This is a genomic window from Rhodoluna sp. (genome assembly GCF_036721215.1).
In the GTDB taxonomy this organism is placed as follows: domain Bacteria; phylum Actinomycetota; class Actinomycetes; order Actinomycetales; family Microbacteriaceae; genus Rhodoluna.
The window spans coordinates 342,506-365,208 of record NZ_DAIMLM010000001.1; the positions used below are offsets into that span (position 1 = coordinate 342,506).

General features: G+C 50.0%; 24 protein-coding genes. 16 read left to right on the plus strand and 8 right to left on the minus strand.

Translation table 11 applies throughout. The annotated features are described in order from the left end of the window. Window positions 1–24 precede the first annotated feature (24 nt). Genes glmS through tsaD form a run of 7 tightly spaced genes read left to right on the plus strand, consistent with a single transcriptional unit; the run spans window position 25 to window position 5,904 of the window. A complete protein-coding gene (glmS, locus tag AC9UCN_RS01790) occupies window positions 25–1,875 on the plus strand; it encodes a glutamine--fructose-6-phosphate transaminase (isomerizing) (RefSeq protein ID WP_509523181.1) in 1,851 nt (616 codons plus the stop codon). Further along, window positions 1,875–2,231 carry a holo-ACP synthase gene (locus AC9UCN_RS01795; protein WP_509523183.1) on the plus strand — a complete coding sequence of 119 codons (357 nt, stop codon included), beginning with the start codon at window positions 1,875–1,877 and terminating at the stop codon, window positions 2,229–2,231. The genes glmS and AC9UCN_RS01795 overlap by 1 nt, the downstream gene beginning before the upstream one ends. After that, window positions 2,228–3,325: an alanine racemase gene (alr, locus tag AC9UCN_RS01800; RefSeq protein ID WP_509523185.1), complete on the plus strand. Its 1,098-nt coding sequence runs from the start codon at window positions 2,228–2,230 to the stop codon at window positions 3,323–3,325. The genes AC9UCN_RS01795 and alr overlap by 4 nt, the downstream gene beginning before the upstream one ends. Then, a complete protein-coding gene (gene tsaE, locus AC9UCN_RS01805) occupies window positions 3,322–3,795 on the plus strand; it encodes a tRNA (adenosine(37)-N6)-threonylcarbamoyltransferase complex ATPase subunit type 1 TsaE (RefSeq protein ID WP_509523186.1) in 474 nt (157 codons plus the stop codon). The genes alr and tsaE overlap by 4 nt, the downstream gene beginning before the upstream one ends. Further along, on the plus strand, window positions 3,792–4,421 hold the full coding sequence (gene tsaB, locus AC9UCN_RS01810; protein WP_509523188.1) for a tRNA (adenosine(37)-N6)-threonylcarbamoyltransferase complex dimerization subunit type 1 TsaB: 630 nt from the start codon (window positions 3,792–3,794) through the stop codon (window positions 4,419–4,421). Before tsaE ends, tsaB begins: the two co-directional genes overlap by 4 nt. Then, the gene (gene rimI / locus AC9UCN_RS01815; RefSeq protein ID WP_509523189.1) at window positions 4,418–4,879 is read left to right on the plus strand and encodes a ribosomal protein S18-alanine N-acetyltransferase; all 462 of its coding nucleotides are present in this window, start codon (window positions 4,418–4,420) and stop codon (window positions 4,877–4,879) included. The genes tsaB and rimI overlap by 4 nt, the downstream gene beginning before the upstream one ends. Continuing rightward, window positions 4,876–5,904 carry a tRNA (adenosine(37)-N6)-threonylcarbamoyltransferase complex transferase subunit TsaD gene (tsaD, locus tag AC9UCN_RS01820; protein WP_509523191.1) on the plus strand — a complete coding sequence of 343 codons (1,029 nt, stop codon included), beginning with the start codon at window positions 4,876–4,878 and terminating at the stop codon, window positions 5,902–5,904. The genes rimI and tsaD overlap by 4 nt, the downstream gene beginning before the upstream one ends. On the opposite strand, the gene AC9UCN_RS01825 is transcribed toward tsaD, so the two are convergent. From AC9UCN_RS01825 to AC9UCN_RS01835, 3 genes are read right to left on the minus strand one after another with little or no spacing between them, the layout of a single operon-like run. After that, complete coding sequence (locus AC9UCN_RS01825; protein ID WP_509523193.1) at window positions 5,901–6,512, minus strand: LysE family translocator; 612 nt, start codon at window positions 6,510–6,512, stop codon at window positions 5,901–5,903. The genes tsaD and AC9UCN_RS01825 overlap by 4 nt on opposite strands. 7 nt (window positions 6,513–6,519) lie before the next feature. Next, entirely contained in the window at window positions 6,520–8,145 is a 1,626-nt protein-coding gene (gene ptsP / locus AC9UCN_RS01830) for a phosphoenolpyruvate--protein phosphotransferase (protein ID WP_509523195.1), read from the minus strand. Continuing rightward, on the minus strand, window positions 8,146–8,418 hold the full coding sequence (locus AC9UCN_RS01835; protein WP_509523197.1) for an HPr family phosphocarrier protein: 273 nt from the start codon (window positions 8,416–8,418) through the stop codon (window positions 8,146–8,148). Window positions 8,419–8,585: 167 nt separating this feature from the next. Between AC9UCN_RS01835 and AC9UCN_RS01840 the strand changes: the two genes are divergently transcribed. Beyond that, window positions 8,586–8,885, plus strand: coding sequence for a DUF4190 domain-containing protein (locus AC9UCN_RS01840; RefSeq protein ID WP_509523198.1), 300 nt, complete (start codon window positions 8,586–8,588; stop codon window positions 8,883–8,885). Window positions 8,886–8,899: 14 nt separating this feature from the next. On the opposite strand, the gene AC9UCN_RS01845 is transcribed toward AC9UCN_RS01840, so the two are convergent. Then, window positions 8,900–10,099 carry a THUMP-like domain-containing protein gene (locus AC9UCN_RS01845; protein ID WP_509523200.1) on the minus strand — a complete coding sequence of 400 codons (1,200 nt, stop codon included), beginning with the start codon at window positions 10,097–10,099 and terminating at the stop codon, window positions 8,900–8,902. A gap of 117 nt (window positions 10,100–10,216) precedes the next feature. Here AC9UCN_RS01845 and groES point away from each other — a divergent pair, with 117 nt between their 5' ends. The 3 genes from groES (at window position 10,217) to AC9UCN_RS01860 (ending at window position 13,012) form a co-directional block, all read left to right on the plus strand. Further along, window positions 10,217–10,513 carry a co-chaperone GroES gene (gene groES / locus AC9UCN_RS01850; RefSeq protein WP_509523202.1) on the plus strand — a complete coding sequence of 99 codons (297 nt, stop codon included), beginning with the start codon at window positions 10,217–10,219 and terminating at the stop codon, window positions 10,511–10,513. A gap of 68 nt (window positions 10,514–10,581) precedes the next feature. Beyond that, window positions 10,582–11,499, plus strand: a complete 918-nt coding sequence (gene rarD, locus AC9UCN_RS01855; protein WP_509523204.1) for an EamA family transporter RarD — start codon at window positions 10,582–10,584, stop codon at window positions 11,497–11,499. Between the two features lie 262 nt (window positions 11,500–11,761). Then, window positions 11,762–13,012, plus strand: a complete 1,251-nt coding sequence (locus AC9UCN_RS01860; RefSeq protein ID WP_509523206.1) for an ABC transporter substrate-binding protein — start codon at window positions 11,762–11,764, stop codon at window positions 13,010–13,012. A 62-nt stretch (window positions 13,013–13,074) separates the two neighbouring features. Here AC9UCN_RS01860 and AC9UCN_RS01865 read toward each other — a convergent pair whose 3' ends face one another. From AC9UCN_RS01865 to AC9UCN_RS01880, 4 genes are read right to left on the minus strand one after another with little or no spacing between them, the layout of a single operon-like run. Further along, on the minus strand, window positions 13,075–13,800 hold the full coding sequence (locus tag AC9UCN_RS01865; protein ID WP_509523207.1) for an ABC transporter ATP-binding protein: 726 nt from the start codon (window positions 13,798–13,800) through the stop codon (window positions 13,075–13,077). 3 nt (window positions 13,801–13,803) lie between these two features. After that, complete coding sequence (locus AC9UCN_RS01870) at window positions 13,804–14,694, minus strand: ABC transporter ATP-binding protein (RefSeq protein WP_509523647.1); 891 nt, start codon at window positions 14,692–14,694, stop codon at window positions 13,804–13,806. 10 nt (window positions 14,695–14,704) lie between these two features. Then, window positions 14,705–15,685, minus strand: a complete 981-nt coding sequence (locus AC9UCN_RS01875) for a branched-chain amino acid ABC transporter permease (RefSeq protein WP_509523209.1) — start codon at window positions 15,683–15,685, stop codon at window positions 14,705–14,707. An 11-nt stretch (window positions 15,686–15,696) separates the two neighbouring features. After that, window positions 15,697–16,953, minus strand: coding sequence for a branched-chain amino acid ABC transporter permease (locus AC9UCN_RS01880; protein ID WP_509523210.1), 1,257 nt, complete (start codon window positions 16,951–16,953; stop codon window positions 15,697–15,699). 199 nt (window positions 16,954–17,152) lie between these two features. On the opposite strand from AC9UCN_RS01880, the gene guaB reads away from it, so the two are divergent. The 5 genes from guaB (at window position 17,153) to AC9UCN_RS01905 (ending at window position 22,701) form a co-directional block, all read left to right on the plus strand. Next, the gene (gene guaB / locus AC9UCN_RS01885; RefSeq protein WP_509523212.1) at window positions 17,153–18,658 is read left to right on the plus strand and encodes an IMP dehydrogenase; all 1,506 of its coding nucleotides are present in this window, start codon (window positions 17,153–17,155) and stop codon (window positions 18,656–18,658) included. Between the two features lie 11 nt (window positions 18,659–18,669). Continuing rightward, a complete protein-coding gene (locus tag AC9UCN_RS01890; RefSeq protein WP_509523213.1) occupies window positions 18,670–19,791 on the plus strand; it encodes a GuaB3 family IMP dehydrogenase-related protein in 1,122 nt (373 codons plus the stop codon). Further along, complete coding sequence (locus AC9UCN_RS01895) at window positions 19,791–20,576, plus strand: SURF1 family cytochrome oxidase biogenesis protein (protein WP_509523215.1); 786 nt, start codon at window positions 19,791–19,793, stop codon at window positions 20,574–20,576. The genes AC9UCN_RS01890 and AC9UCN_RS01895 overlap by 1 nt, the downstream gene beginning before the upstream one ends. Before the next feature lie 120 nt (window positions 20,577–20,696). Further along, on the plus strand, window positions 20,697–21,455 hold the full coding sequence (locus AC9UCN_RS01900) for a DeoR/GlpR family DNA-binding transcription regulator (RefSeq protein ID WP_509523216.1): 759 nt from the start codon (window positions 20,697–20,699) through the stop codon (window positions 21,453–21,455). A gap of 139 nt (window positions 21,456–21,594) precedes the next feature. Further along, window positions 21,595–22,701, plus strand: coding sequence for a PTS transporter subunit EIIC (locus tag AC9UCN_RS01905; RefSeq protein WP_509523218.1), 1,107 nt, complete (start codon window positions 21,595–21,597; stop codon window positions 22,699–22,701). Window positions 22,702–22,703: the final 2 nt, after the last annotated feature.

Consider the following 22,703-nt stretch of genomic DNA (forward strand, 5'->3'; position numbering starts at 1 on the left):
GTCATTCTGCCGTAAATTAGAGGTATGTGCGGAATTGTTGGATATGTAGGACCGAAATCAACCAGAGATGTAATTCTTGGGGGATTGCGGCGCCTTGAGTATCGCGGATATGACTCCGCGGGTATCTCTGTTATCACCGCGCTTGGAACCCTAGAGACCAGGAAGAAAGCCGGAAAGCTGGACAACCTGGTTGCAGATATAGAAGCCCACCCAATGGAATCTTCCAAGACCGGAATTGGTCATACCCGTTGGGCAACCCACGGTGCCCCAACAGATCAAAACGCCCACCCGCATCTAGGCGGATCCCATTCAAAACTTGCCCTAATTCACAACGGAATCATTGAGAACTTTGCTGAACTCAAGCAGGAGCTTTTAGCATCCGGCACCAACTTTGCTAGCGAGACAGACTCCGAGGTAGCAGCACACTTGATTGCCAAAGAGTTCGATAAATCCGGAGACTTAGCTTTTGCATTTGGCAAGGTAGTAAATCGCCTCCACGGCGCCTTCACTATCTTGATCATCCACGAAGACTTCCCTGATTTGATTTTGGCAGCCAGAAGAAATGCCCCATTGGTAATTGGCCTGGGAGATGGCGAAAACTTCCTAGGAAGTGACGTAGCAGCTTTTGTTGAACACACCAAGCGGGCAATTTCGGTTGGACAGGACCAAATAGTTAGCCTGAGCTCGACTGGCGTGAGTGTCACTAACTTCGATGGAACACCGGTAGCTAGCAAAGAGTTTGAAATTGACTGGGATGCATCCCAGGCTTCCAAGGGTGGCTGGCCATCATTTATGGCTAAGGAAATTGCCGACCAACCGCAAGCGGTTGCAGACACGATGATGGGAAGAATCAACTCTGACGGACTAGTTATCCTAAGAGATTTAGATGCCCTCGATAAGAAGTACTTCGATGAAATCGAACGCATCATCGTTGTTGCTTGTGGAACAGCAAGCTACGCCGGCGAGATAGCTAAGTACGCCATTGAGAAGTGGGCCAAGATCCCAGTTTCAGTTGAGCTAGCTCACGAGTTTAGATACCGCGACCCAATACTTACTCCTAAGACCATGATTGTTGCCGTTAGCCAGTCTGGTGAAACCATGGACACCTTGATGGCAACTCGCTTTGCTAAAGAACAAGGCGCCAAGGTCTTGGCTATTTGCAATACTCAGGGAGCAACCCTGGCCCGCGAAAGCGATGCCGTTATTTACACTCACGCCGGTCCTGAGGTTGCGGTGGCTTCCACTAAAGCTTTGACAGCGCAGATGACTGCCGTGTATTTGCTAGCGCTTTTCCTGGCAGCCAATAGAGCGATTCTTGATCGCAATGAGCTAATGACTCTTGGAAAAGAGCTCTTGAAACTTCCGGCCAAGGTCGAAGAGACACTTGCTTCACTTGGACAGGTCGCTGAGCTTGCCAAGAAGATGGAAAGAGCAAAGACCGTTTTGTTCCTCGGAAGAAACGTCGGGTTCCCAGTAGCTATGGAGGGAGCGCTCAAGCTCAAAGAGCTTGCCTATATCCACGCTGAAGGTTTTGCCGCTGGTGAGCTAAAGCACGGCCCTATTGCCCTAATTGAGCAGGGCCAGCCAGTGATCGTAATTCTTCCGGCGCCAGCAGACCCACTGCACCCCAAGGTCGTTTCAAACATCCAAGAAATCAAGGCTCGTGGCGCAGAGGTAATCGCTATTGCGGTCCAGGGAGACACTGAGGTTGCCAACTACGCGACAAATGTTTGGTACGTGCCAGCAACCGAGTGGTTGATGGCCCCGATTCTGACCGTTATTCCACTTCAAGCATTTGCCATGGAGCTAGCAACCGCTAAGGGTCTCGACGTGGATCAACCGAGGAACCTGGCCAAATCAGTCACGGTCGAGTAATGATTTTTGGAATCGGTGTTGATTTGGTTGACATCCAAAGATTCGAGAAAGCCCTAGACCAAACCCCAAAGCTTCGAGATCGGTTATTCACTGAGAGCGAGCGGGAGCTTTCCCTCCAATCCTTAGCTGCCAGATTCGCAGCGAAGGAAGCGCTCGTGAAGGCAGTGGGCAGAGCTAAGGGGCTCTCTTTTCAAGGGGTAAGTGTTGCCAAGGACCAAGACGGCAAGCCGTATTTTGAATTCACCGGCGAGACCGAGCAGACCATCAAGTCTCACGGCATTAGCCAATTTCATCTTTCTTTGAGTCACGATGGCAACATGGCCGTTGCCTACGTCGTAGCTGAGGTTACAAATTGAGAACCATAACTATTGATTTAGAAGTCATTGCTAATAATTACAAGACATTAAAGGAACTCACCGGTGGTCAAGTATTAGCAATTGTTAAAGCTGATGCTTTTGGCCACGGCATGATTGAAGTTTCCAAAAAGCTTGAATCAATTGGCGTGGACATTCTTGGAACTGCTGACATCGATGAGGCCATGGAGCTTCGCCACGCCGGAATCAAATCTCCAATTATGGCTTGGCTCCACGGTAAGAACACACAATTTGAAGATGCCATCAGTAATGATATTGAACTTGGCGCATCTGCTCTTGCAACTTTGGAGAAAATTGCAGCTGCCGCCAAGAAAGTTGGCAAGGTTGCCAAGGTGCATCTGAAAGTTGACACCGGACTTGGCAGAAACGGTTCTGATCTTGCGAGCTGGCCAGCGCTTATCGAAAAAGCAGTTGAGCTCTCAGCCAGCGGGGTTATTGAATTGGTTGGAGTCTTCTCACACCTTTCTGGCACCAGCGAGAAAGATGATCTGGAACAACTTCGAGTTTTCGAAGTAGCCATCGAGACAGCGTCCAAGCTCGGTGCAACTTTCAAGATTCGTCACATCGCCGCCAGCCTCGCAGCCTTGAGATACCCGAGCACCAGATTCGATATGGTCCGAGTCGGTGCCGCTATGTATGGCATTGACCCCAGCCCCGAAGTAATTGCCAGGGACTATGGCTTGTTGCCAGCGATGAGAGTTAGCTCTGAGGTGGTGCACGTCAAAAAGGTGCCAGCAGGCCACGGTGTTAGCTATGGCTACCTTCACAGAACCAAGGCTGAGTCCACGCTAGCCCTGGTGCCTTTTGGCTATGCCGAGGGGTTTCCGAGGATAGCCACCGGGCAAGCCGAGGTATCGCTAAATGGCAAGAAATTCCCAGTTCTAGCTCGGGTGGCTATGGATCAGTTCATCCTGGATCTAGGAAGCGATAGCGCCGAAGTCGGCGATGAGGTCGTAATCATCGGCGATAGCACTAAGGGCGAACCAAGTGCCGAAGATTTAGCCCGGGCCGCCGGCACCATCAATTATGAAATAGTTACCAAGATGGGCGGCCGGGCAAAGCGGGTCTTTCGTTGAGTAACGCTAAGCAACTTTCGATTTTGATCAAAAACGAGAACCAGATGTATGATCTTGGCGTTCGGTTGGGTTCATTATTGAAGCCAGGAGATTTAGTTTCCCTCAATGGTGTCTTGGGTGCTGGGAAAACTACCCTCACCAAAGCAATCGGAGAAGGCGTTGGGGTACAAGGAAGCATTTCCTCCCCGACATTTTTGATTGCCCGCACTCACCCAACAGCATCAGGCACACCTTTTGTTCACATCGATGCCTATCGACTAGGAGCCCCTAGAGAACTAGATGATCTAGACATCGATTACGCAAACTCAATTTCAGTTATCGAGTGGGGCAGGGGATTTACCGATGGCCTTAGTGAATCACTTCTAGATATTCAAATTGAAAGATTTCTAGAATCCGAAGACCGTCAGCTAACTGTTTCTGGCGAGGGAAGACTTGGCGATGTCTTTGAAGTTCTTGGTGAAACAAAATGAAGCAGACTGTTTTAGCCCTTGATACCTCACAAGGAACCTCGGTCGCTGTGCTGGTAGATGGCAAAGTTGTATCGGAAGCAACCGATCCAAATCCAATGCGTCACGCAGAAAACATTGGGACACTTATCGCTAGCTGTATCGAGAAAGCCGGAATCAGCGCAGCCGAAGTCACGGACGTAGCTGTGGGGATTGGTCCTGGGCCATTCACTGGCCTGCGGGTAGGAATTGCCGCCGCCAAGATGTTTGCAGCCGGCTCGAATGCAAAACTGCATGGTCTTGGATCTCTAGATGCAATTGCCTTCAAGTTGGCATTAACAGAGCCGACCTTGGTAATCGCAGATGCCAGAAGATCCGAGGTCTACTTTGGCCTTTACCAAGGCAAGAGCCCTAACGGGGTCCCTAAAGCCTTGTTGGTTCCTGGTGTTAGCAAGCAAGCTGAGCTGGAAGCTAGGCTCCAGGCCCAGAGTCAGGAGTATCGGCTCATCTCGGAGCCCGTTGCCGCAGCTTCCCTCGGATTGCTAGCTATTGCCCGGCAAGCAGAAGGCCACTTGGCTGGCTCCATTCAGGCCAATTACCTGAGAGAGCCTGATGCCACGTTCGCAAACCCGAAGAAGGTTTCTGGATGAGCCAGCAAATAAGAATTGCTTCAGAAGCAGACCTAGAGAACATCATGCAAATTGAAACAGCCTGTTTTGGTAATGACGCTTGGTCTAAATCAAATATGAAAAGTGAGCTTCTGGCCCCGCACACAACCTACGTTGTTGCCGAAGAAAGTGATTCCTTGATCGGCTACGCCGGTCTTAGCAAACTTGCCTCTTCAACAAGTTCCGATATTCAAACCATTGCTGTTAGCGAAAGCCACCGCGGCTTAGGTGTCGGGCGAAAGCTAATGGAAAGCCTTCTAGCTTTTGCCAGAGAGCAAAAAGCCAAGGAAGTCTTTCTTGAGGTGCGCGAAGACAAGCCAACACCTCAAAAGCTATATGTCTCCCTTGGTTTTAAGGCCATTGACCGGCGTGAAAACTACTACCAACCAGATGGCGTTGCGGCTATTGTGATGCGTCTTGATTTGGAGGGTAACGAGTGAGTGCTCCTATCGTTTTGGGAATTGAAACAAGTTGTGATGAAACTGGAATTGGAATTGTTCAGGGCAACAAGTTGCTTGCCAATGTGATTTCGTCATCCATGGATCAGCATGCAAGATTCGGTGGTGTAGTTCCTGAGATTGCAGCACGTGCACACCTAGAAGCACTAGAGTCCGTTTTGGCCAAAGCACTTCAAGATGCAAAGATTTCAATCGATCAAGTCGATGCTGTTGCGGTCACAAATGGCCCGGGGCTAGCCGGAGCTCTCATGGTGGGAGTGGGTGCAGCCAAAGCGCTAGCCGTTTCGTTGAGTAAACCTATTTACGCGGTTAACCACTTGGTAGCCCACGTAGCGGTGGACATCTTGGAGCGGGGAAAACTCGAAACCCCAACTGTGGCGCTACTTGTAAGCGGAGGCCACACCTCTTTATTGCTAGTCCGGGACATTCTGAATGACGTGCAATTGCTTGGGGAGACCGTAGATGATGCCGCTGGGGAGGCCTTTGACAAGGTCGCTCGGGTACTTGGCCTGGCCTATCCTGGCGGGCCGGAGATAGATAAGGCCGCCAAAGAAGGAGACCCAAAGGCCATTAGGTTCCCAAGGGGACTGAGCCTTCCCAAAGACATGGAACACAATCGATACAACTTCAGCTTCTCAGGTCTTAAAACAGCAGTAGCAAGGCACGTCGAGCTGGCCGAATCCAAGTCAGAAACAATTTCTGTTCCCGACGTTGCCGCATCGTTTAGGGAAGCAGTTGTGGATGTGCTGGTTTCCAAAGCCATCAACGCCTGCCTCGATAACGATGTTCCAAGACTGATTCTTGGCGGCGGCGTTGTTGCCAATGCGAGACTTCGTGAAGTTGCAGCAGAAAGATGCGCCGAAGCAGGAATCGAACTTCGGATACCTGCGTTTTCCCTCTGCACAGACAACGGCGCGATGATTGCCTCCCTTGGTGCTCAGATGGTTATGACTGGCGTTGAGCCAAACAATCTTGACTTTGGGGTTTACTCAACAATTGATTTCTAGCCGCGAAGCGGCAGAGCAATTCCAATTGCTATAAACACTCCACCAAAAACTTGATTGACTCGTTTCCCAAACTTTGCAAGAGCGGGCTTCAAGGTGTTGGCAAGCGAGGCTACAACGTATTCGTAGATAAATTCAATAACCACAAAAGTTAGTGCCATCACTACGAACTGCGAAAGCAGAGAAATACTTGGATCAATAAACTGCGGCAAGAATGCCACAAAAAACAGTATTCCTTTTGGATTAGTAAGCGCTGCTAGTGCACCTTGTCTAAACAGGTATGAGCCCTTCACGCCAGCAACCGGCTTGGTGTCTTGTTTACCAATAGCAGGTGAGCGCCAAACGGAGATCCCTAGCCAGATCAAATAGGCTCCACCAACGAACTTGAGCACCGTGAGGATTTCAACCGATGCTGCCAGCAGGGCTCCGATTCCAAACATTGAAAGGGCTATAACCGTAGCAAAGCCAACAGAGCCGCCAATAATGGTCGAAAGGGTCTTTCGCCTCCCATAGATGGCCCCGTGGGTAAGGGCCAAAAGCCCATTGGGGCCAGGTGTCAGGGTTAGCCCAGTTACTGCCAGAAGATACAGGACCCAGTTACCAAGCTCCATTTACGGACTACCTGGCGCCAATTTCTCGAAGCGCGGTTGCCTTGGCTTGCTCCGCAGATCTTGCCTGGAGAACATTCTGCGCTACCTTTTGAGCATCTTCCAACTCAAGAGAGGAAAGCGCGTTATGCACCGCATCAACTTGAGATCTAGAAACGCTGATCGAGTCAAAACCAAGACCAGCTAGCAAGATTGCAAAGGCTGGGTCAGAAGCGCTCTCACCGCAGACACCTGATGATATTCCCGCATGTTTTGCATCCTTGGCAATGCTAGCCAGCGACTTTATAAGAGCCGGTTGCCAATGATTCAAAAGTCCGCCAAGAGATGGGTTCATGCGGTCTGCTGCGAAAAGATACTGAGACAAGTCGTTGGTTCCAACTGAGACAAAATCCACAACCCCAGCAAGCTGATCAACCAGCAACGCGATTGAAGGCGTCTCGATCATGATTCCAACTTTGTATTTGCCAAGACTCCGAGCCAAATCCGAAAATGTCTTGGCCTCGTCAACAGTCGCAATCATCGGGGCCATAACCCAAACCTCGCGACCAGATTCTTCGCGCGCCAGCTCCAATGCCTTGAGCTGACCCTCGACGAATTCGCGATGATTGGCAAGGAGTCGATAACCACGCACTCCAAGTGAAGGGTTTTCCTCAGCCGGCATATTCAAAAATGGAACTGGCTTGTCGCTTCCGGCGTCAATGGTCCTAACCACAATCGGTCCTTCGGGAGCAGCCTTGAAGATTTCGCTATAGCTTTTTGCCTGCTGCTCAATTGATGGCTCATGTGAGGAAGACAAATACAAAAGCTCAGTTCGAAAGAGTCCGACCCCATCGGCCAGTGTTTTACTGGCTGATTCTGCATCCTCCAGGGTTCCGATGTTGGCGCGAACTGGAATCAGGGACTTAGCGCCAATTGGGACAAAGTTGATGGCTTGGGTTGCCAAAGATACGTCATCGCCCACAATCACCCTGTCGCCAACTGGGTCCACCAAGACCCTGTCGCCAGTTGCCAATTCGCTGGCACCTGGGCAGGACACAACCGCTGCGATATTTCTGGAGCGACAGATGATTGCGGTGTGTGAAGTTGGGCCACCTTTTAGGGTGACAACACCAACCACCGCGTCAGTAAACTGCGCCGTATCGGCAGGGGAGAAATCTTCCCCAACAAGCACAATCTTTCCCTTTGTTGGCAGATCTAGATCTAACTTAATTCCAGCTAATTTTGCTTGGACTCTTTTTGATAGGTCCTGAAAGTCAGCAACTCTCTCATCAAAAGTTGGGTCGCCCTTGAGTAGCTCGGCGAACTCATCAACCGCTTTACCAAAAGCCGCCGCCGCACTCCAACCATCTACAATGTTCGAAGATGCAACTTCGAGAAGTTCATCGTCTTCCAACAAAGTCTTTAGCGCTTCAAAGATTTCAGCGCTGGTGCCACCAGCTTTAGCTCCGAGCTCATCAAGTTGATTTGAAACAAAGGCGATTGCAGATTTCAACTCGGAAATTTCCTGTTCGGGAGTCTTTGTTGACTTTGTCCACTCGGGGATCAGTTGTGAGTGTTCAACAACCAACACTTCTCCAAGGGCCGGCGAAAGCCCAACGCCTAGACCGCTAAGAATTGTTCCAGGTTTGGCAGACAACTATTCGCCTTTAAGAATTTCTTGAATCTCACTGATCATCTTTGTTGCAAGCGGTTCATCTTCGGTTGGAACATGAACCACTAGAGTCTGTCCGGTTGCCACTTTGAGCGCCAAAAGCCTTAGAGCGGAGTTGGCTTTAGCCGCCTCTTCGCCTGGTTTACCGATTAGCACTTCGAGCCCGGAGTCCTTGACCAGTTTGACTATCTGGCTGGCAGGCCTAGCGTGCAGTCCAATTGGGTCCAAAACCTGGACTTCTCCTTGGATAACCGACATTGCTTTACTCCTGGGACCTGTTGGGAATAGCTCTAATTATGGCGGTTTGGACCAAGATGGCCAAAACTTGGGCTGTTCTACTCACAGCCTACTAACAGCTAAACCGAACCCTTTCCCCAGACTGTGGTGCTCAAATGGAGCTAGGTAAATCAAAAGAAGGAGCCAACATGGCAGACAAAGATAAGAAGTTCGATTTCACCAAACTCAACACCCTAGCGGTTGTTTCAATCGCTACAGCCCTCACCTCCATTGGAGCGGTAGCGGCGATTATCACAGGACACGTTGCCCTAACCCAGATTAAGAAATCTGGCCAAAGCGGTCGCGGACTAGCCCTGGCCGGAACCATTGTGGGCTACGTAACAATCGCTTTCTGGATTCTCTCAAGCATCGGATTCCTAATCGCTGGAGCCTACCTTAAGAACATGTACGGCATGGAAATGGGAAACCGAATGGGTTGGGACTGGTAACAAAAAACTTCTAGTCAGCTGATGGGTTGCGTGACTAGCACTCGGTGGGCGTCGCCCACTCTGGTAACAACCAGAGTGGCGGCGCCTTCCCCTTTGGGGGAGAGTTCACGTCTTAGCTCTTCGGGTGAAATGTCGGAACCGCGTTTTTTGATTTCGAGAATTCCGATTCCATTTTTCTTCACGTAAGCCTTGAGTTGCTTGCGGTCAAAAACTAAGTTATCGATAACCTCAAAGCCACGCATCCATGGCGAGCTGATTCTTTCATTGGAAGTTAGGTAAGCAATGTCGGGGCTAACAATTTGCAATCCAAGTGGTTCGGCGAAATCAGAAATCAACCTGGAGCGAATGAGAGAGTTATCTGGTTCGTAAACATACTTTCCTAATTCACCAAGTGGAGCGTTAGGACTTTCGGTTTCTGAAGAAGTTATTTCGTGTTGACCATCAGCTGTTACTAAAAGTGCCGAGCGTGCGATGTTTTCTCGCTTGAGTGAACCAAACCACAATCCAAGTTCAACTAAATCGCCTTCAACAGACACCCACTGTGCTTCAGCATCATTTGGTATTTGCCGCTTGTCATGCCCTGGACCTAGTTTTATGCCAGTGGGTTTTGATCTAGCCGCGGCTAGACAGAAATCGAAATTCGGCGAGTAGTTCGCTGGGTCAAAATGCCTTTGGGCCTCGGCTTTCTTAGGCCCATTTAGCTCTCGTCTAGCGGGATCCAAAAACAAAGCCTCAAACTGGGAGAAATCGAGCTTTTCACCATCAGCCAGCTCCACGGTTACGTTCTCAAAAGCTGCCAAGTTATAGGTGGCAACGGCTGCGGTGACCTCATCAATTTCAAAGGCTCGGACCTTTATGTCTAATGCGGCCAGAGCCATGGATTCCGCGCCGATGCCGCACCCTAGGTCCGCGACCTCTTTTAAACCTGCAGCCCGGAACCTACCTGCGTGTAAGGCAGCGACTTTGAGCCTCGAAGCCTGCTCAAGGCCTGCCTCGGTGAAGAGCATGCTCTGGGCAAAATCACCAAACTTGGCTACCGCCCTTTTTCGAAGCTTTGCCTGGGTTAGGGCCGCCGCCACGGTCATGGGATCATGGCCTGCTTTTCTTAGCCCAGCCACCATCTTGAGCACATCGTTATCGGAGGAGTAGACCAGCTCATCAAGTAATAACTGGCCTCCAGGGCTAGCCAGCCTTATAAAGTCCTCGCGCTCCATCGCTACAGGCTACCAAGCCCGCCTTGGCCGAGCTGGTCTTCCCGTGCTATTGTTTAGTTAGCACTCTCACCTCGAGTGTGCTAATCCACCTAAAACTTAGACAAAGAAGAGGTCATAATGTCGGTTTCAATCAAGCCGCTTGAAGATCGTATTGTTGTTCGTCCATCAGCTGCCGAGCAGGTAACTGCCTCAGGTCTGGTAATTCCTGACACTGCTCAGGAAAAGCCCCAAGAGGCTGAGGTTATCGCCGTTGGGCCAGGACGCGTTGACGACAAGGGAGTAAGAATCCCGGTTGATGTTTCAGTTGGCGACATGGTGATTTTCTCCAAGTACGGCGGCACTGAGCTTAAGTACAACAACGAGGAGTACCTAGTACTTTCTGCCAGAGACGTATTGGCAGTCATAACCAAGTAGTCATTTTCTATGAAAACCCCACAGGCTAGCTTGCTTGTGGGGTTTTTATTTACCCCTAGATTTAGTGTGTGAGTGAGAAAGCTATAGGCAAAGGTATTGGCTACGGTCTTTCTGCCTACCTAATTTGGGGCTCTTTCCCAATTGTCATCGCGGCACTGTCTTTCGCTGAACCTTTTGAGATCGTTGTCTGGCGAGTAATCTTTGGATTTGTTTTTGGCATCGGCGCAATACTGATTACTAGAAAGTTTGCTGAATACCGTGCAGTGTTTTCTCAACCCAAACAGCTACTTTGGATATCGGTTGCAGCAGTTGTTATCTACATTAACTGGCAAGTCTATGTTTTTGCCGTTGCCGACGGACATGTGATCGAAGCCTCGCTTGGGTATTTCATAAATCCACTTGTGACAATAGCGCTCGCAACAATATTCCTTAAAGAAAAGCTAAATATCTTTCAATGGGTAGCCGTTGGCCTCGGCACTGCAGCGGTCTTGGTAATGACTTTTAGTCTTGGGCAGCCACCGATAATCGCACTCTTGCTTGCCTTCTCTTTTGGAATTTATGGCTTAGCTAAGAATCGTTTGGGTGGGAAAGTTTCTGCACTCAATAGCTTCACAATAGAAACTACGATGCTGCTTCCTTTGGGAATTGCCCAGCTAGTGTTTCTTGCCACCTTCGCTGAGATTCAGTTCGGATCTGCAGGGTTGTTACCATCGCTTGGTTTAGCGGCCTATGGATTCCTAACTGCTATTCCGTTACTACTGTTTGGAGCAGCCGCTAAACGAGTCCCGCTAAGTTACATCGGCTTCATGCAGTATTTGACCCCAACGTTGCAGTTTTTACTTGGGCTGTTCTATTTTCAGGAGCTAATGGCACCGGCTCGCTGGTTTGGTTTCATAATGGTCTGGCTCGCCCTGGCAATCTTGTCTTTCGATGCTCTTAGGCAGCTAACCAACAGAGGTAAGCAAACAACCCCTCAGATTTCCTAAGGGACACTTGTCCCAGAATTTGAAACCGAATTGTAATAAAGCCAAAAAATGGGCTTTTGACAACTGATTTCGAAGCAAATTAGCCATTTTGGCTACAAATTCAGGCTTTTTTGGCTATTTTTGGCCGATTTCAAAGCTACGGATTCCTGAAGAGTGAAGTCAGGCTTGAAGGCTATAGTTTTCGAAACTTGGCCAATCTATACTTGGGAGCTTGAACCATATCTTAGGAGATGGTTCAAAAACCATTATATAAAGGAGAAAAATGAGCTCATTTTCATTCTCTCGTCGTAACAGAAAGACCGCTACTGCAGTCGCTACTCTAGCTGCTGCTGCTTTGGTTCTTTCTGGTTGCGCAGCAACCGGAGACGGTGGCGCTGCTGGCGGCGAGCTAACACTAAAGATCGGTACTGCACTTCCGCAGACCGGAAACCTAGCCTTCCTAGGCCCACCTGAAGAAGCTGGTGTTGCTCTTGCTGTTAAGGAGATCAACGAAGCCGACAAGGGTGTTCAGATTGAAGTTACTTGGGGAGACTCCGGTGACACAGACAACAAGGCATACGAGACCGAGATTCCTCGTCTTCTAAACGCTGGCGTTAACGCAATCATTGGTGCTGCTTCATCTGGTACCTCATTGCAGTTCATCGACCAGGTTGTTGGAGCTGGAGTAGTTCAGTTCTCACCTGCAAACACATCTGCTGCGCTAAGCACCTACGACGACAAGGGACTGTACTTCCGTACCGCTCCTTCTGACGTTCTACAGGGTGAGGTTCTTGGTAACCTAATCGCTGCTGATGGTCACGAGACCCTTGGAATGATCGTTCTAAACGACTCCTACGGAACTGGTCTTGCTAGTTTCGTAACTGAGGCTTTCGAAGCTGCAGGTGGAGAAGTTACAGCTGCACCGACATACAACACCGGTGACACTAACTTCACATCTCAGATTGCTGAAGTTCTTGCAACTAACCCAGACGCAATTGCTCTGATCACCTTCGAAGAAGTTAAGACCATTATTCCTGGCCTAAGCGACTTCCCAGCTGACAAGCTTTACTTTGTTGATGGAAACCTTGCTAACTTCTCAGACGTATTTGAGCCAGGCACTCTAACCGGCGCAAAGGGAACTCTTCCAGGTTTGGACATTGAGACCATTCCTGAGTTCCTAACCAGAATGAACGACAACTGGGTAGCAGAGGGTAACCCTGACCTAGATGGCGTTTACTCTTACGGACCTGAGTCATACGACGCAGTAGTTCTTCTAGCTCTTGCAGCACTTGCTGCTGGATCTGCAGAAGGCGTTGACATGGCTGGCAAGCTTCAGGAAGTTTCTGGAGGTTCCGGTTCAGGTACCAAGTGCACCAGCTTTGCTGAGTGTGCTGACATCATCAACGACGGCGGAGTCGCTGACTACGATGGTGTTTCTGGTCCAATCACATTCGATGAGAATGGTGACCCTACTGAGGCAAGCATCGGTGTATACGTCTACCAGGACGACAACACTTACGTTCCAGCCCCGTAGTAAGCATCAATTAGAAAAACCCCCGGGAGCAATCCCGGGGGTTTTTCATTTAAGTGATTTCGTTACTCACCCAAGGTTCCTAGGTAGAGTCCGATAACCTTTGGGTCGTTTAGTAGCTCACGACCGCTACCAACAACGGCGTCCTTACCCTGATCAAGCACATAAGCCCGGTCAGAGATCTGGAGGCAACGGCGGGCATTTTGCTCAACCATGATGGTTGTCACACCTGCCTTGTTGATCTCAGAAACGCGAATGAATGCCTCGTCTTGTCTTACTGGTGACAATCCAGCCGAAGGCTCATCAAGTAGCAATACCTTTGGGTCCATCATGAGCGCACGGCTCATGGCAACCATCTGGCGTTCTCCACCAGAAAGTGAACCAGCACGTTGCTTGAGTCTCTTACCAAGCTCAGCAAAGATGCCAGTCACAAATTCCAGGCGCTCTGCATATCTCTTTGGGTCTTGAAACAAGCCCATCTGAAGGTTCTCTTCAATAGTTAGCGAAGGAAAGACGTTATTGTTCTGAGGAACGTATCCGATTCCCTTAGCCACCAATTGGTTTGCTTTCAGGTTCGCGATTGATTCTCCGTATAGCAAGATCTCGCCCTCGCGAACCTTTACCAGGCCAAAGATTGCTTTGAGAAGTGTGGACTTACCGGCACCGTTTGGGCCAATGATTCCAACAAGTTCTCCCTGGTTCGCGAAGAAGTTTGCACCATTAAGGATGTTTACTCCAGGAAGGTAGCCCGCGACCAATGATTTGGTTTCAATTACAGGAACATTAGCCATGGTTTACTTCTTTCCCTTATTAGGTGGCAAAGTGATTCGCCCGGTGACTGTTCCAAGATCAGTGTCTTGGTGAGAACCAAGGTAAGCATCGATAACAGCGGGGTTCTTCATAACCTCGTCTGCTGGACCCTCGGCTACCACTCGACCCTCGGCCATAACAACAACCCAATCGGCGATGTGTCTAACCATGTGCATGTCGTGCTCAACAAACAATACGGTCATACCCTCGTTCTTTAGGTTCAGAACGTGTTCAAGCAGAGACTGGGTTAGAGCTGGGTTCACTCCAGCCATCGGCTCATCCAGCATTACAAGAACTGGATCAGTCATTAGGGCTCGAGCCATTTCCAGAAGCTTGCGCTGACCACCGGAGAGGCTGGCAGCGAAGTCGTCCTTCTTGGTGTCGAGTTTGAACCGCTTTAGAAGCTCTAGAGCCTTTTCTTCAATCTCTTGCTCTTTTGCCTTCCATAGGAAAGGGAAGATCGAGAACATCAGCTTCTCACCGCGCTGGTCCTTGGCGCCGAGTTTCATGTTCTGCAACACGGTAAGCAAGCTCAATGCCTTGGTGAGCTGGAAGGTACGGACCTGACCCATCTGAGCCACCTTGAAAGCAGGAATACCCGCAAGGGACTTTCCTGCAAAGTTCCAAGTTCCAGTGTCTGGCTTATCGAAGCCAGTCAAGAGGTTGAAAAGTGTAGTTTTACCCGCACCATTAGGACCAATCAGGGCCGTGATTGCACCTCGAGGAATCTCTAGGTGCTCAACATCAACGGCAACAAGTCCTCCGAACTTACGAGACACATTGTCGATTGTGATAATCGGGTCGACCTTGGGCACGCCTGGACGAATCGTTCCAACGTGCAGTCCGGTTGTCTTGGCTGCAGGGTTGCCTGGCAGTTTTGCGCTACTACTTGACAAAGGTCAGCTCCTTTTTGTCGCCAAGGATTCCTTGAGGACGGTAAATGACAAGAAGCATGAGACCGACTCCCACCAGGATGAACCTGATGGTTGAAGCCTGAATGCTACTGATGAACGGAAGAATTCCGCTGGAAACGAGCTGGGGTAGCACGTTGGACAGGAAGGCCTGAAGCACCCAGAAAATAACCGCTCCAAGCACTGGGCCAAACACGGTTGCCGCTCCACCTAGAAGAAGTGCTGTCCAAACGAAGAAGGTCAACGAGGTCACATAAACACCTGGGTTTACCGATGACGGCAGAGCGTAAATGATTCCACCCAAGGATCCAAAAACTCCACCAATGATAAGTGCTTGCATCTTGTATGCAAACACGTTCTTTCCAAGGGCTCGAACGGCATCCTCGTCTTCACGGATTCCCTTGATGACTCGACCCCAAGGACTCTTCATAAGAAGTAGTAACAAGAAGGCACAGATAGCCAAAGTGATTAGGCCCAAGATTAGAACCCAGAACTCGATGTTGTTGTATGTCCAAGGACCAAATCCATAGTCACCCTCAGGGAACGGGTTGGCTGCTCGGAAGCTGTTGTGGTATCCGGAGAGACCATCAGCGCTACCTGTGACATCGACGAACGCGTTGGTAAGAAACAGCAAGCGAAGAATTTCAGCAGCGGCGATTGTCACAATAGCCAAGTAGTCACCGCGAAGGCGAAGCGTTGGAATTCCCAAGATTAGCGAGAAAAGCACAGAGGCAACCAAGCTAACTAGGATTCCCTGCCACCATTCGAAGCCGAAGGTGAGAATCGAAATTGCGTAACCGTAGGCACCGATAGCCATGAAGCCGGCGATACCAAAGTTCAGAAGTCCTGCGAAACCGAAGTGCATCGCAAGACCAAGTGCAGCTAGAGCGAAGGCCATAGTGGCGGGGCTCAGAAGACCTTGAGCGGTGTTGGATAAAATTGCAGACCAGTCCATAGCTTGCTTCCCTAACCTATTCGTTCTTTTCGACCCAGGATTCCCTGCGGTCTTACTAGCAAGATCACGATCAAAACGACCAACGCTCCTACGTACTTGAGATCCGATGGGATCACGAGGCTGGAGACTTCAACTAACAAACCAACTACCAGGGCGCCAAGGAGGGCACCAAAAGCAGTTCCTAGGCCACCAAGAGTCACAGCGGCAAAGATCAAAAGCAAAATTTGAGCTCCCATATCCCACTTGATACCTGGTCGGAAGTAAGCCCAAAGGACGCCCGAAAGTCCAGCTAGTCCAGCCGCCACAATCCAAACGATCCGGATCACGCGGTCAACGTCAATACCAGAAGCTGCTGCCAGGTCTGGGTTGTCAGAAATGGCGCGGGTGGCCTTTCCTGTCTGGGTAGTCATCAACCACCAGGCAAAGCCGATAATCACAACAAGGCTCAACACCATCGAAGCGATGTCAATGACACTCAGCGAGGTTGCGCCAAAAAGTTTGATCTTCGGAGAGTCGAAGCCAGGAAGCTGTGTTGTTCCTCCTCCAACAAAGAATTGGAATAAGTAACGAACCGCAAGAGACAAACCAATTGAGACAATCATGAGCTGGACAAGACCAAGCCCACGTTTTCTGAGCGGTCGCCAAAGACCTGAATCCAGACCCCAGCCCATCAGACCACTTATTACAACTGCAGCGGGAATTGCAACCCAAATAGGAAGTGCCAAAACTCCACCCAGGAAGAATGCGGTAATGGCACCGAAGGTGACCATTTCTGCGTGAGCGAAGTTTGATAAACCAGTTGTTCCAAACACCAATGAAAGGCCAACAGCTGCCAACCCAAGCATTAGGCCAAAGTTCAACCCATAAATGATTCGAGCAATGACTTGGTCGAACAAGCTGACGACAATTCGCTCACCGGCACCAATGAAGAAGTTCATTGTTACGCTTCCCGAAGGTCCTATTTCGACCGATTGTTCGGCACCTGCTTCATCGATTACCGCAATTCCAGCAGGCAAAGTCTCTTGATCAAGGGTTACTGTGTACCCAGCTTTCTCAGGAACACCTATGTACCATTTACCGTCTGCGTCAGAAACAGTTTCAGCTGTGTAACCTCCGCCGGATACGACGATTCGAACACCCTCAAGGGCAATTCCTTCGTTTTTGACGTTTCCTACAATCTTGAAAGGCAGGTCTGTGCCAACTTCGTCGGCATGGGCGCTGGTTGCAAACAGGCCACCGAAGGTTATGGCGGTAACAACGGCCAGCATTAGGAGCTGAATCCAGCTTCTAGAACCTCGTTGGGTTGTGGAGAGGATCAAAGTGCCTCCATGTCATTCCTGGGCATCGATGCCTCATCTAAGATTTAGCCCAGTTTTCAGGGTTTACCAAAGAATAGCACTGTCTTTAGGCCTGAAAAAAAACTAGACTTGGGTAAAGAAGCTTCTGACCCCAATAGTTAGGTACAAAATGGCCCAGCCAGACCCCTTTGGCCTAGTTGGTCTGACCTACGATGACGTCCTTCTTCTCCCTGGCGAATCTGACGTGGTTCCATCTCAGGTAAACACCAAAACCAAGGTCACCAAAAGAGTAGAAATCAACATCCCACTGCTGTCTTCTGCCATGGACACCGTTACCGAGGCAAGGCTGGCAATTGCCATGGCCAGGCAGGGCGGAATTGGGGTTTTGCACCGCAACCTTTCTCTGGAAGACCAGGCCAGCCAGGTAGACCTAGTAAAGAGGTCTGAGGCTGGAATGATCACCCACCCGGTAACCATCGGCCCACTAGCCACTATTCAAGAAGTCGATGACCTTTGTGGCAAGTTCCGAGTTTCGGGATTGCCAGTTATCGACGAGGACGGCCTACTGCTTGGCATCGTCACCAACCGTGACATGAGATTTGTTCTTGACGTGCAAAGAACCACAACCCTGGTCAAGGACGTCATGACCGCGATGCCACTTGTTACCGCTCCGGTTGGAATTGTTCCAGACAAAGCAATTGCAATTTTTGCGCAGCACCGCATTGAGAAGCTGCCACTTGTTGACGAGCAGGGAAAACTTCGCGGACTGATCACAGTCAAAGACTTTGACAAGAGCGAAAAGTATCCTCTGGCTTCAAAAGACTCAAGCGGCAGATTACTTGTTGCAGCCGCGGTTGGTGTTGGAACAGATGCTTGGGAAAGATCAATGGCACTTGTCGATGCAGGTGTTGACATTTTGGTTGTTGACACCGCTCACGGTCACAACAAAGCCGTTTTGGAAATGGTCAAGAAACTTAAATCCGAACCGTTTGCAAAAAACGTTGACATCATTGGTGGCAACGTGGCAACTCGCGAGGGTGCCCAGGCACTTGTTGACGCTGGAGTTGACGGAGTCAAGGTCGGAGTTGGACCAGGTTCGATTTGCACAACGCGCGTTGTTGCTGGTGTTGGCGTTCCGCAAATCACCGCCGTCTACCAGGCAAGTCTTGCTTGCAAGCCAGCCGGAGTTCCGGTTATTGCAGATGGCGGATTGCAGTTCTCGGGAGATATTCCAAAGGCCCTGGTTGCAGGCGCAAACGCCGTAATGATTGGTTCTTTGCTTGCTGGTACCGACGAGGCTCCAGGGGAGATCACCTTCGTTGGCGGCAAGCAATACAAGACGTATAGAGGTATGGGTTCCCTTGGAGCTATGCAGTCCAGAGGCGAAGCCAGGAGCTACTCGAAAGACCGCTACTTCCAAGATGACGTGCTTCGTGAAGACAAGCTTGTCCCAGAGGGCATCGAGGGTCAGGTCCCTTACCGCGGTTCGGTGGCTTCGGTTACCCACCAGCTCATCGGAGGGCTCAGGGCATCAATGGGATATGTTGGCGGAGGCACAATCCCTGAGCTTCAGCAAAAAGGAAAGTTCGTTCGCATCACCGCAGCGGGGCTCAAAGAGTCACACCCGCACGATGTTCAGATGACTATTGAAGCCCCCAACTACGGAACTCGCTAGGAGAAATCTTCATGACCGAAATTGAAATCGGCAGAAACAAGCGCGCCAAGAGCGCTTATGCCTTCGATGACATCGCGATTGTCCCAACTAGGCGAACCCGTGACCCCAAAGATGTTTCAACCGCTTGGTCAATTGATGCCTACCAATTTTCAATGCCGATTCTGGCAGCACCAATGGACTCCGTTGTTTCACCGGAAACTGCTATTGAAATTGGAAAACTCGGTGGAGTTGGAGTTTTAGATCTCGAAGGTCTTTGGACCAGGTATGACAAACCAGAAAAACTTCTTGAGGAAATCTCCAAGCTAAAAGATTCTGAAGCAACTGCAAGAATGCAGCAGATTTATGCCGAGCCAATCAAGCCAGAGCTAATTCGCGATCGCATCGCGCAGATCCGCGCGGGCGGAGTGACAGTGTCAGCAGCCCTTTCACCGCAGCGCACCGCGCAGTTCAGCGATGTGGTTTTGAAGGCCGGAGTTGACCTGTTTGTGATTCGCGGCAACACTGTTTCGGCAGAGCACGTTGCCAAAGATTCTGAACCATTGAATCTAAAGAAGTTCATCTACGAACTTGACGTTCCAGTAATCGTTGGAGGAGTAGCAAACTACACCGCAGCCCTGCACCTAATGCGCACTGGTGCAGCTGGGGTCCTGGTTGGCTTTGGTGGCGGTGCCGCCTCCACAACCCGCGCCGTACTTGGCATCCATGCCCCAATGGCTACTGCTGTAGCTGATGTGGCTGGGGCTAGGCGCGACTACATGGACGAGTCCGGTGGCCGCTATGTTCACGTTATTGCCGATGGCGGACTGGGAACCTCGGGAGATATCGTCAAGGCAATTGCTTGCGGAGCAGATGCCGTGATGATCGGATCAATTCTTGCCCGTTCGACTGATGCTCCAGGTCGCGGTTGGCACTGGGGCCAAGAGGCTTTCCACGCGGAACTTCCTCGAGGCCACCGCGTGCGCGTTGAGCAAACTGGATCACTCAAGCAGATTCTTACCGGACCTTCTTCTTCAGCCGATGGGGCATCCAACATTGTTGGTGCTCTTGCTAGATCTATGGCAACTACTGGTTATTCAGATCTAAAAGAATTCCAGCGCGTTGAAGTTGTAATTGCTCCTTACGTAAAGAGCTAATGACTAACCCAACCTGGTCTCAGGTCGCTAGAAGACCCAAATGGATTTTTGGATTATTCCTAGCGCTTGCGATTGCGGCAGTATTCGCTCTACTGGGTCAGTGGCAATTAGAGAGATCTTTCACTGAAGTTGAATCAGAGGATTTATCTCAAGCACCACTAGTTCTGATTGATTCAGAAAAACCCGGAGCGCCACTTACTGCAATAGCTGCCAACAAAAGAGTCAAAGCGGAGCTAATGCTTGACACCCAAAATGTTTTCATTGTTGCCAATCGCTTACAGCGCACAAACGATGAAGTGATCTCGGGATATTGGGTCATTGCAAATGCTGGTGTGCTGCTAGAAGACGGTGACTCAACCGCAAGCTTGAGTGTTGGGATTGGTTTTGCCGAGAGTCTCTCGTTAGCAGAAACCGCAAGAGCGGAATTGATGGAATCAATTCAACCTCAGGCTTTTTTGGAACAGACCGGAAGATATCTTCAAACTGAGGGACCAGTTGCTCTGGCAGATCCAGACAAGCCCTACTTACTGGAAAGCTTCTCGCTGGCTCAACTGGTGAACCTATATAAAGGAGCTGGAGCTCAGAGCCTTGCTGGATTTATGGTTCTGGACTCCGAACCAGGCTTTGGACTAGAGACAATTGTGATTGCTCAGCCCGAAGCGGGCACCCAGGTGAACTGGCTGACTCTGTTTTATGCCCTCGAATGGGCCTTATTTGCTGGATTTGCGGTGTTTTTGTGGTGGCGGCTGGTCGAAGACGCCCGGATCCGAGAGCTACAAGGCTAGTTTTTCTAGCTTTTGAGTCCTTTTTTGCCTGTTTCTGGTATTTTGGGCCAAATTATCTGCTAGTTTTTTCCTCAATCAGTCAGAAAACTACACAATCAGGCAGATTCGGACAGGAACCAAATGCTCGCTGAGGAGCGCAGGCTTCGACTCATTGAATGGTCGAACAAGGACGGACGCATAGACGCGCTCGATGCCTCCGGCAAGCTCAACGTCGCAGTCGAGACAGTCCGCAGAGATCTAGATATTCTTCAAAGGCGCGGACTCCTGCGTCGAGTTCACGGCGGAGCAATATCTGCTGGTCGCCTTTCACATGAATTCACTTTCCCAGAACGCAAAAACCGCAACCCGGAACAAAAAGCTCGCATTGCTCAAATTGCTGCACAGTACCTTCCCGAAGAAGGTTGCATTTTTGTTGACGGTGGAACCACGACAGAATTTCTAGCTGATTCACTTCGCAATAAACCACAACTGATGGTTGTTACCAACAGCCTTACTCTTGCTTCCGTTCTTGGAGAGTCTGCGACTCAGGTTTATCTCCTAGGTGGTCGCATCAGACCAACAACACTTAGCTCGATTGGATCAAAGACCGTTGAAGATCTAAAAAGCTATCGAGCACAGATTGCTTTCCTTGGAACAAATGGAATCGACATCAACTACGGATTTTCAACTGTTGACCCAGACGAAGCCGCAGTAAAGAAAGCGATGATTGAGCACGCTAACGAGACGATAGTTCTCGCTGACAATTCAAAGTTTGGCTCCAGCTACTCTGCTCTTTTTGCAAACTTTAAAAACATTGACCGAGTAGTTACCGACGTGGACGCAGATCGACTTCACGTTGAGAAACTTACTTCCCAAGGAATTGAGGTGGATCTAGCATGACTAGAACCATCGGCAAAAAAGCTTCAAACGCTCGAGCGTTTGAAGGGGCTAACCCAAACGGCAAAAAGAAACTTTTTGCCGGGAGGTTTGGTCAGAGTGCAACTCAACCCAAAGAAACTACAGAGAGGTAGTCGACTAAATGAGTAGTTATATTCCAAGCGGAACAGGCACCCAAACCGGGTGGCGCGCCGCAGTTCAGAAGCTGGGTGGAAACCTTGCGGGAATGGTGATTCCAAACATTGGAGCCTTCATTGCCTGGGGTTTGCTAACAGCTCTGTTTATTCCAACCGGATGGATTCCTAACGAGGAGCTTTCCAAGATGGTTGGTCCTATGATCATCAACTTGCTACCAATTTTGATTGCCTACACAGGTGGTCGTATGGTGCACGGTCAGCGTGGTGCCGTTATCGGTGCCGTTGCAACCGTTGGTGTAATCGTTGGATCAACAATTCCTATGTTCCTTGGTGCCATGCTTATGGGACCTTTGGCAGCATGGGTTCTAAAGAAGATCGACGCTGTACTTGACCCAGTAACCCCTGCTGGCTTTGAGATGCTGATTGGAAACTTCAGCCTCGGAATCACAGGTCTACTAGCAGCTATCGGTGGATTCCTAGGAATCGGCCCAGCTGTAACCGCAATCTCAAATGTCTTGGGTGCGGGAGTTAAGTTCCTAGTCGACAGTTCATTGCTACCACTTGCTTCATTGCTTGTGGAGCCAGCTAAGGTACTGTTCCTAAACAACGCAATTAACTTTGGAGTTTTGGCTCCACTGGGTGTTGTTGAGGCTGCCGAAACTGGCAAGTCAATCGCATTCATGATCGAAACCAACCCTGGTCCTGGACTTGGAATCTTGCTAGCTTTCTGGCTTGCAGGTCCTCAGGTTCTTCGCGGATCAGTACCTGGTTCAATCGTTATCCACTTCCTTGGTGGAATCCACGAGATCTACTTCCCTTACGTACTACTAAAGCCAAAGATGATTTTGGCAGCTATCGCTGGTGGTGCTACTGGAGTGGGAACATTCATGGTTACTGGAGCTGGACTGGTAGCAACACCATCACCAGGTTCAATCTTCGCTTGGCTAGCAGTTACCCCTCCGGGAAACCACCTGGGAGTAATTTTGGGAATCACCCTTGCAACAGCAGCATCATTTGCTGTTGGTTGGGTATTGCTAAAAACTGGCAAGCAGGATGACTACGCAGACCTAGCTGGAGCACAGGCTAAGTCCAAGAAGATGAAGAACGGCTAATT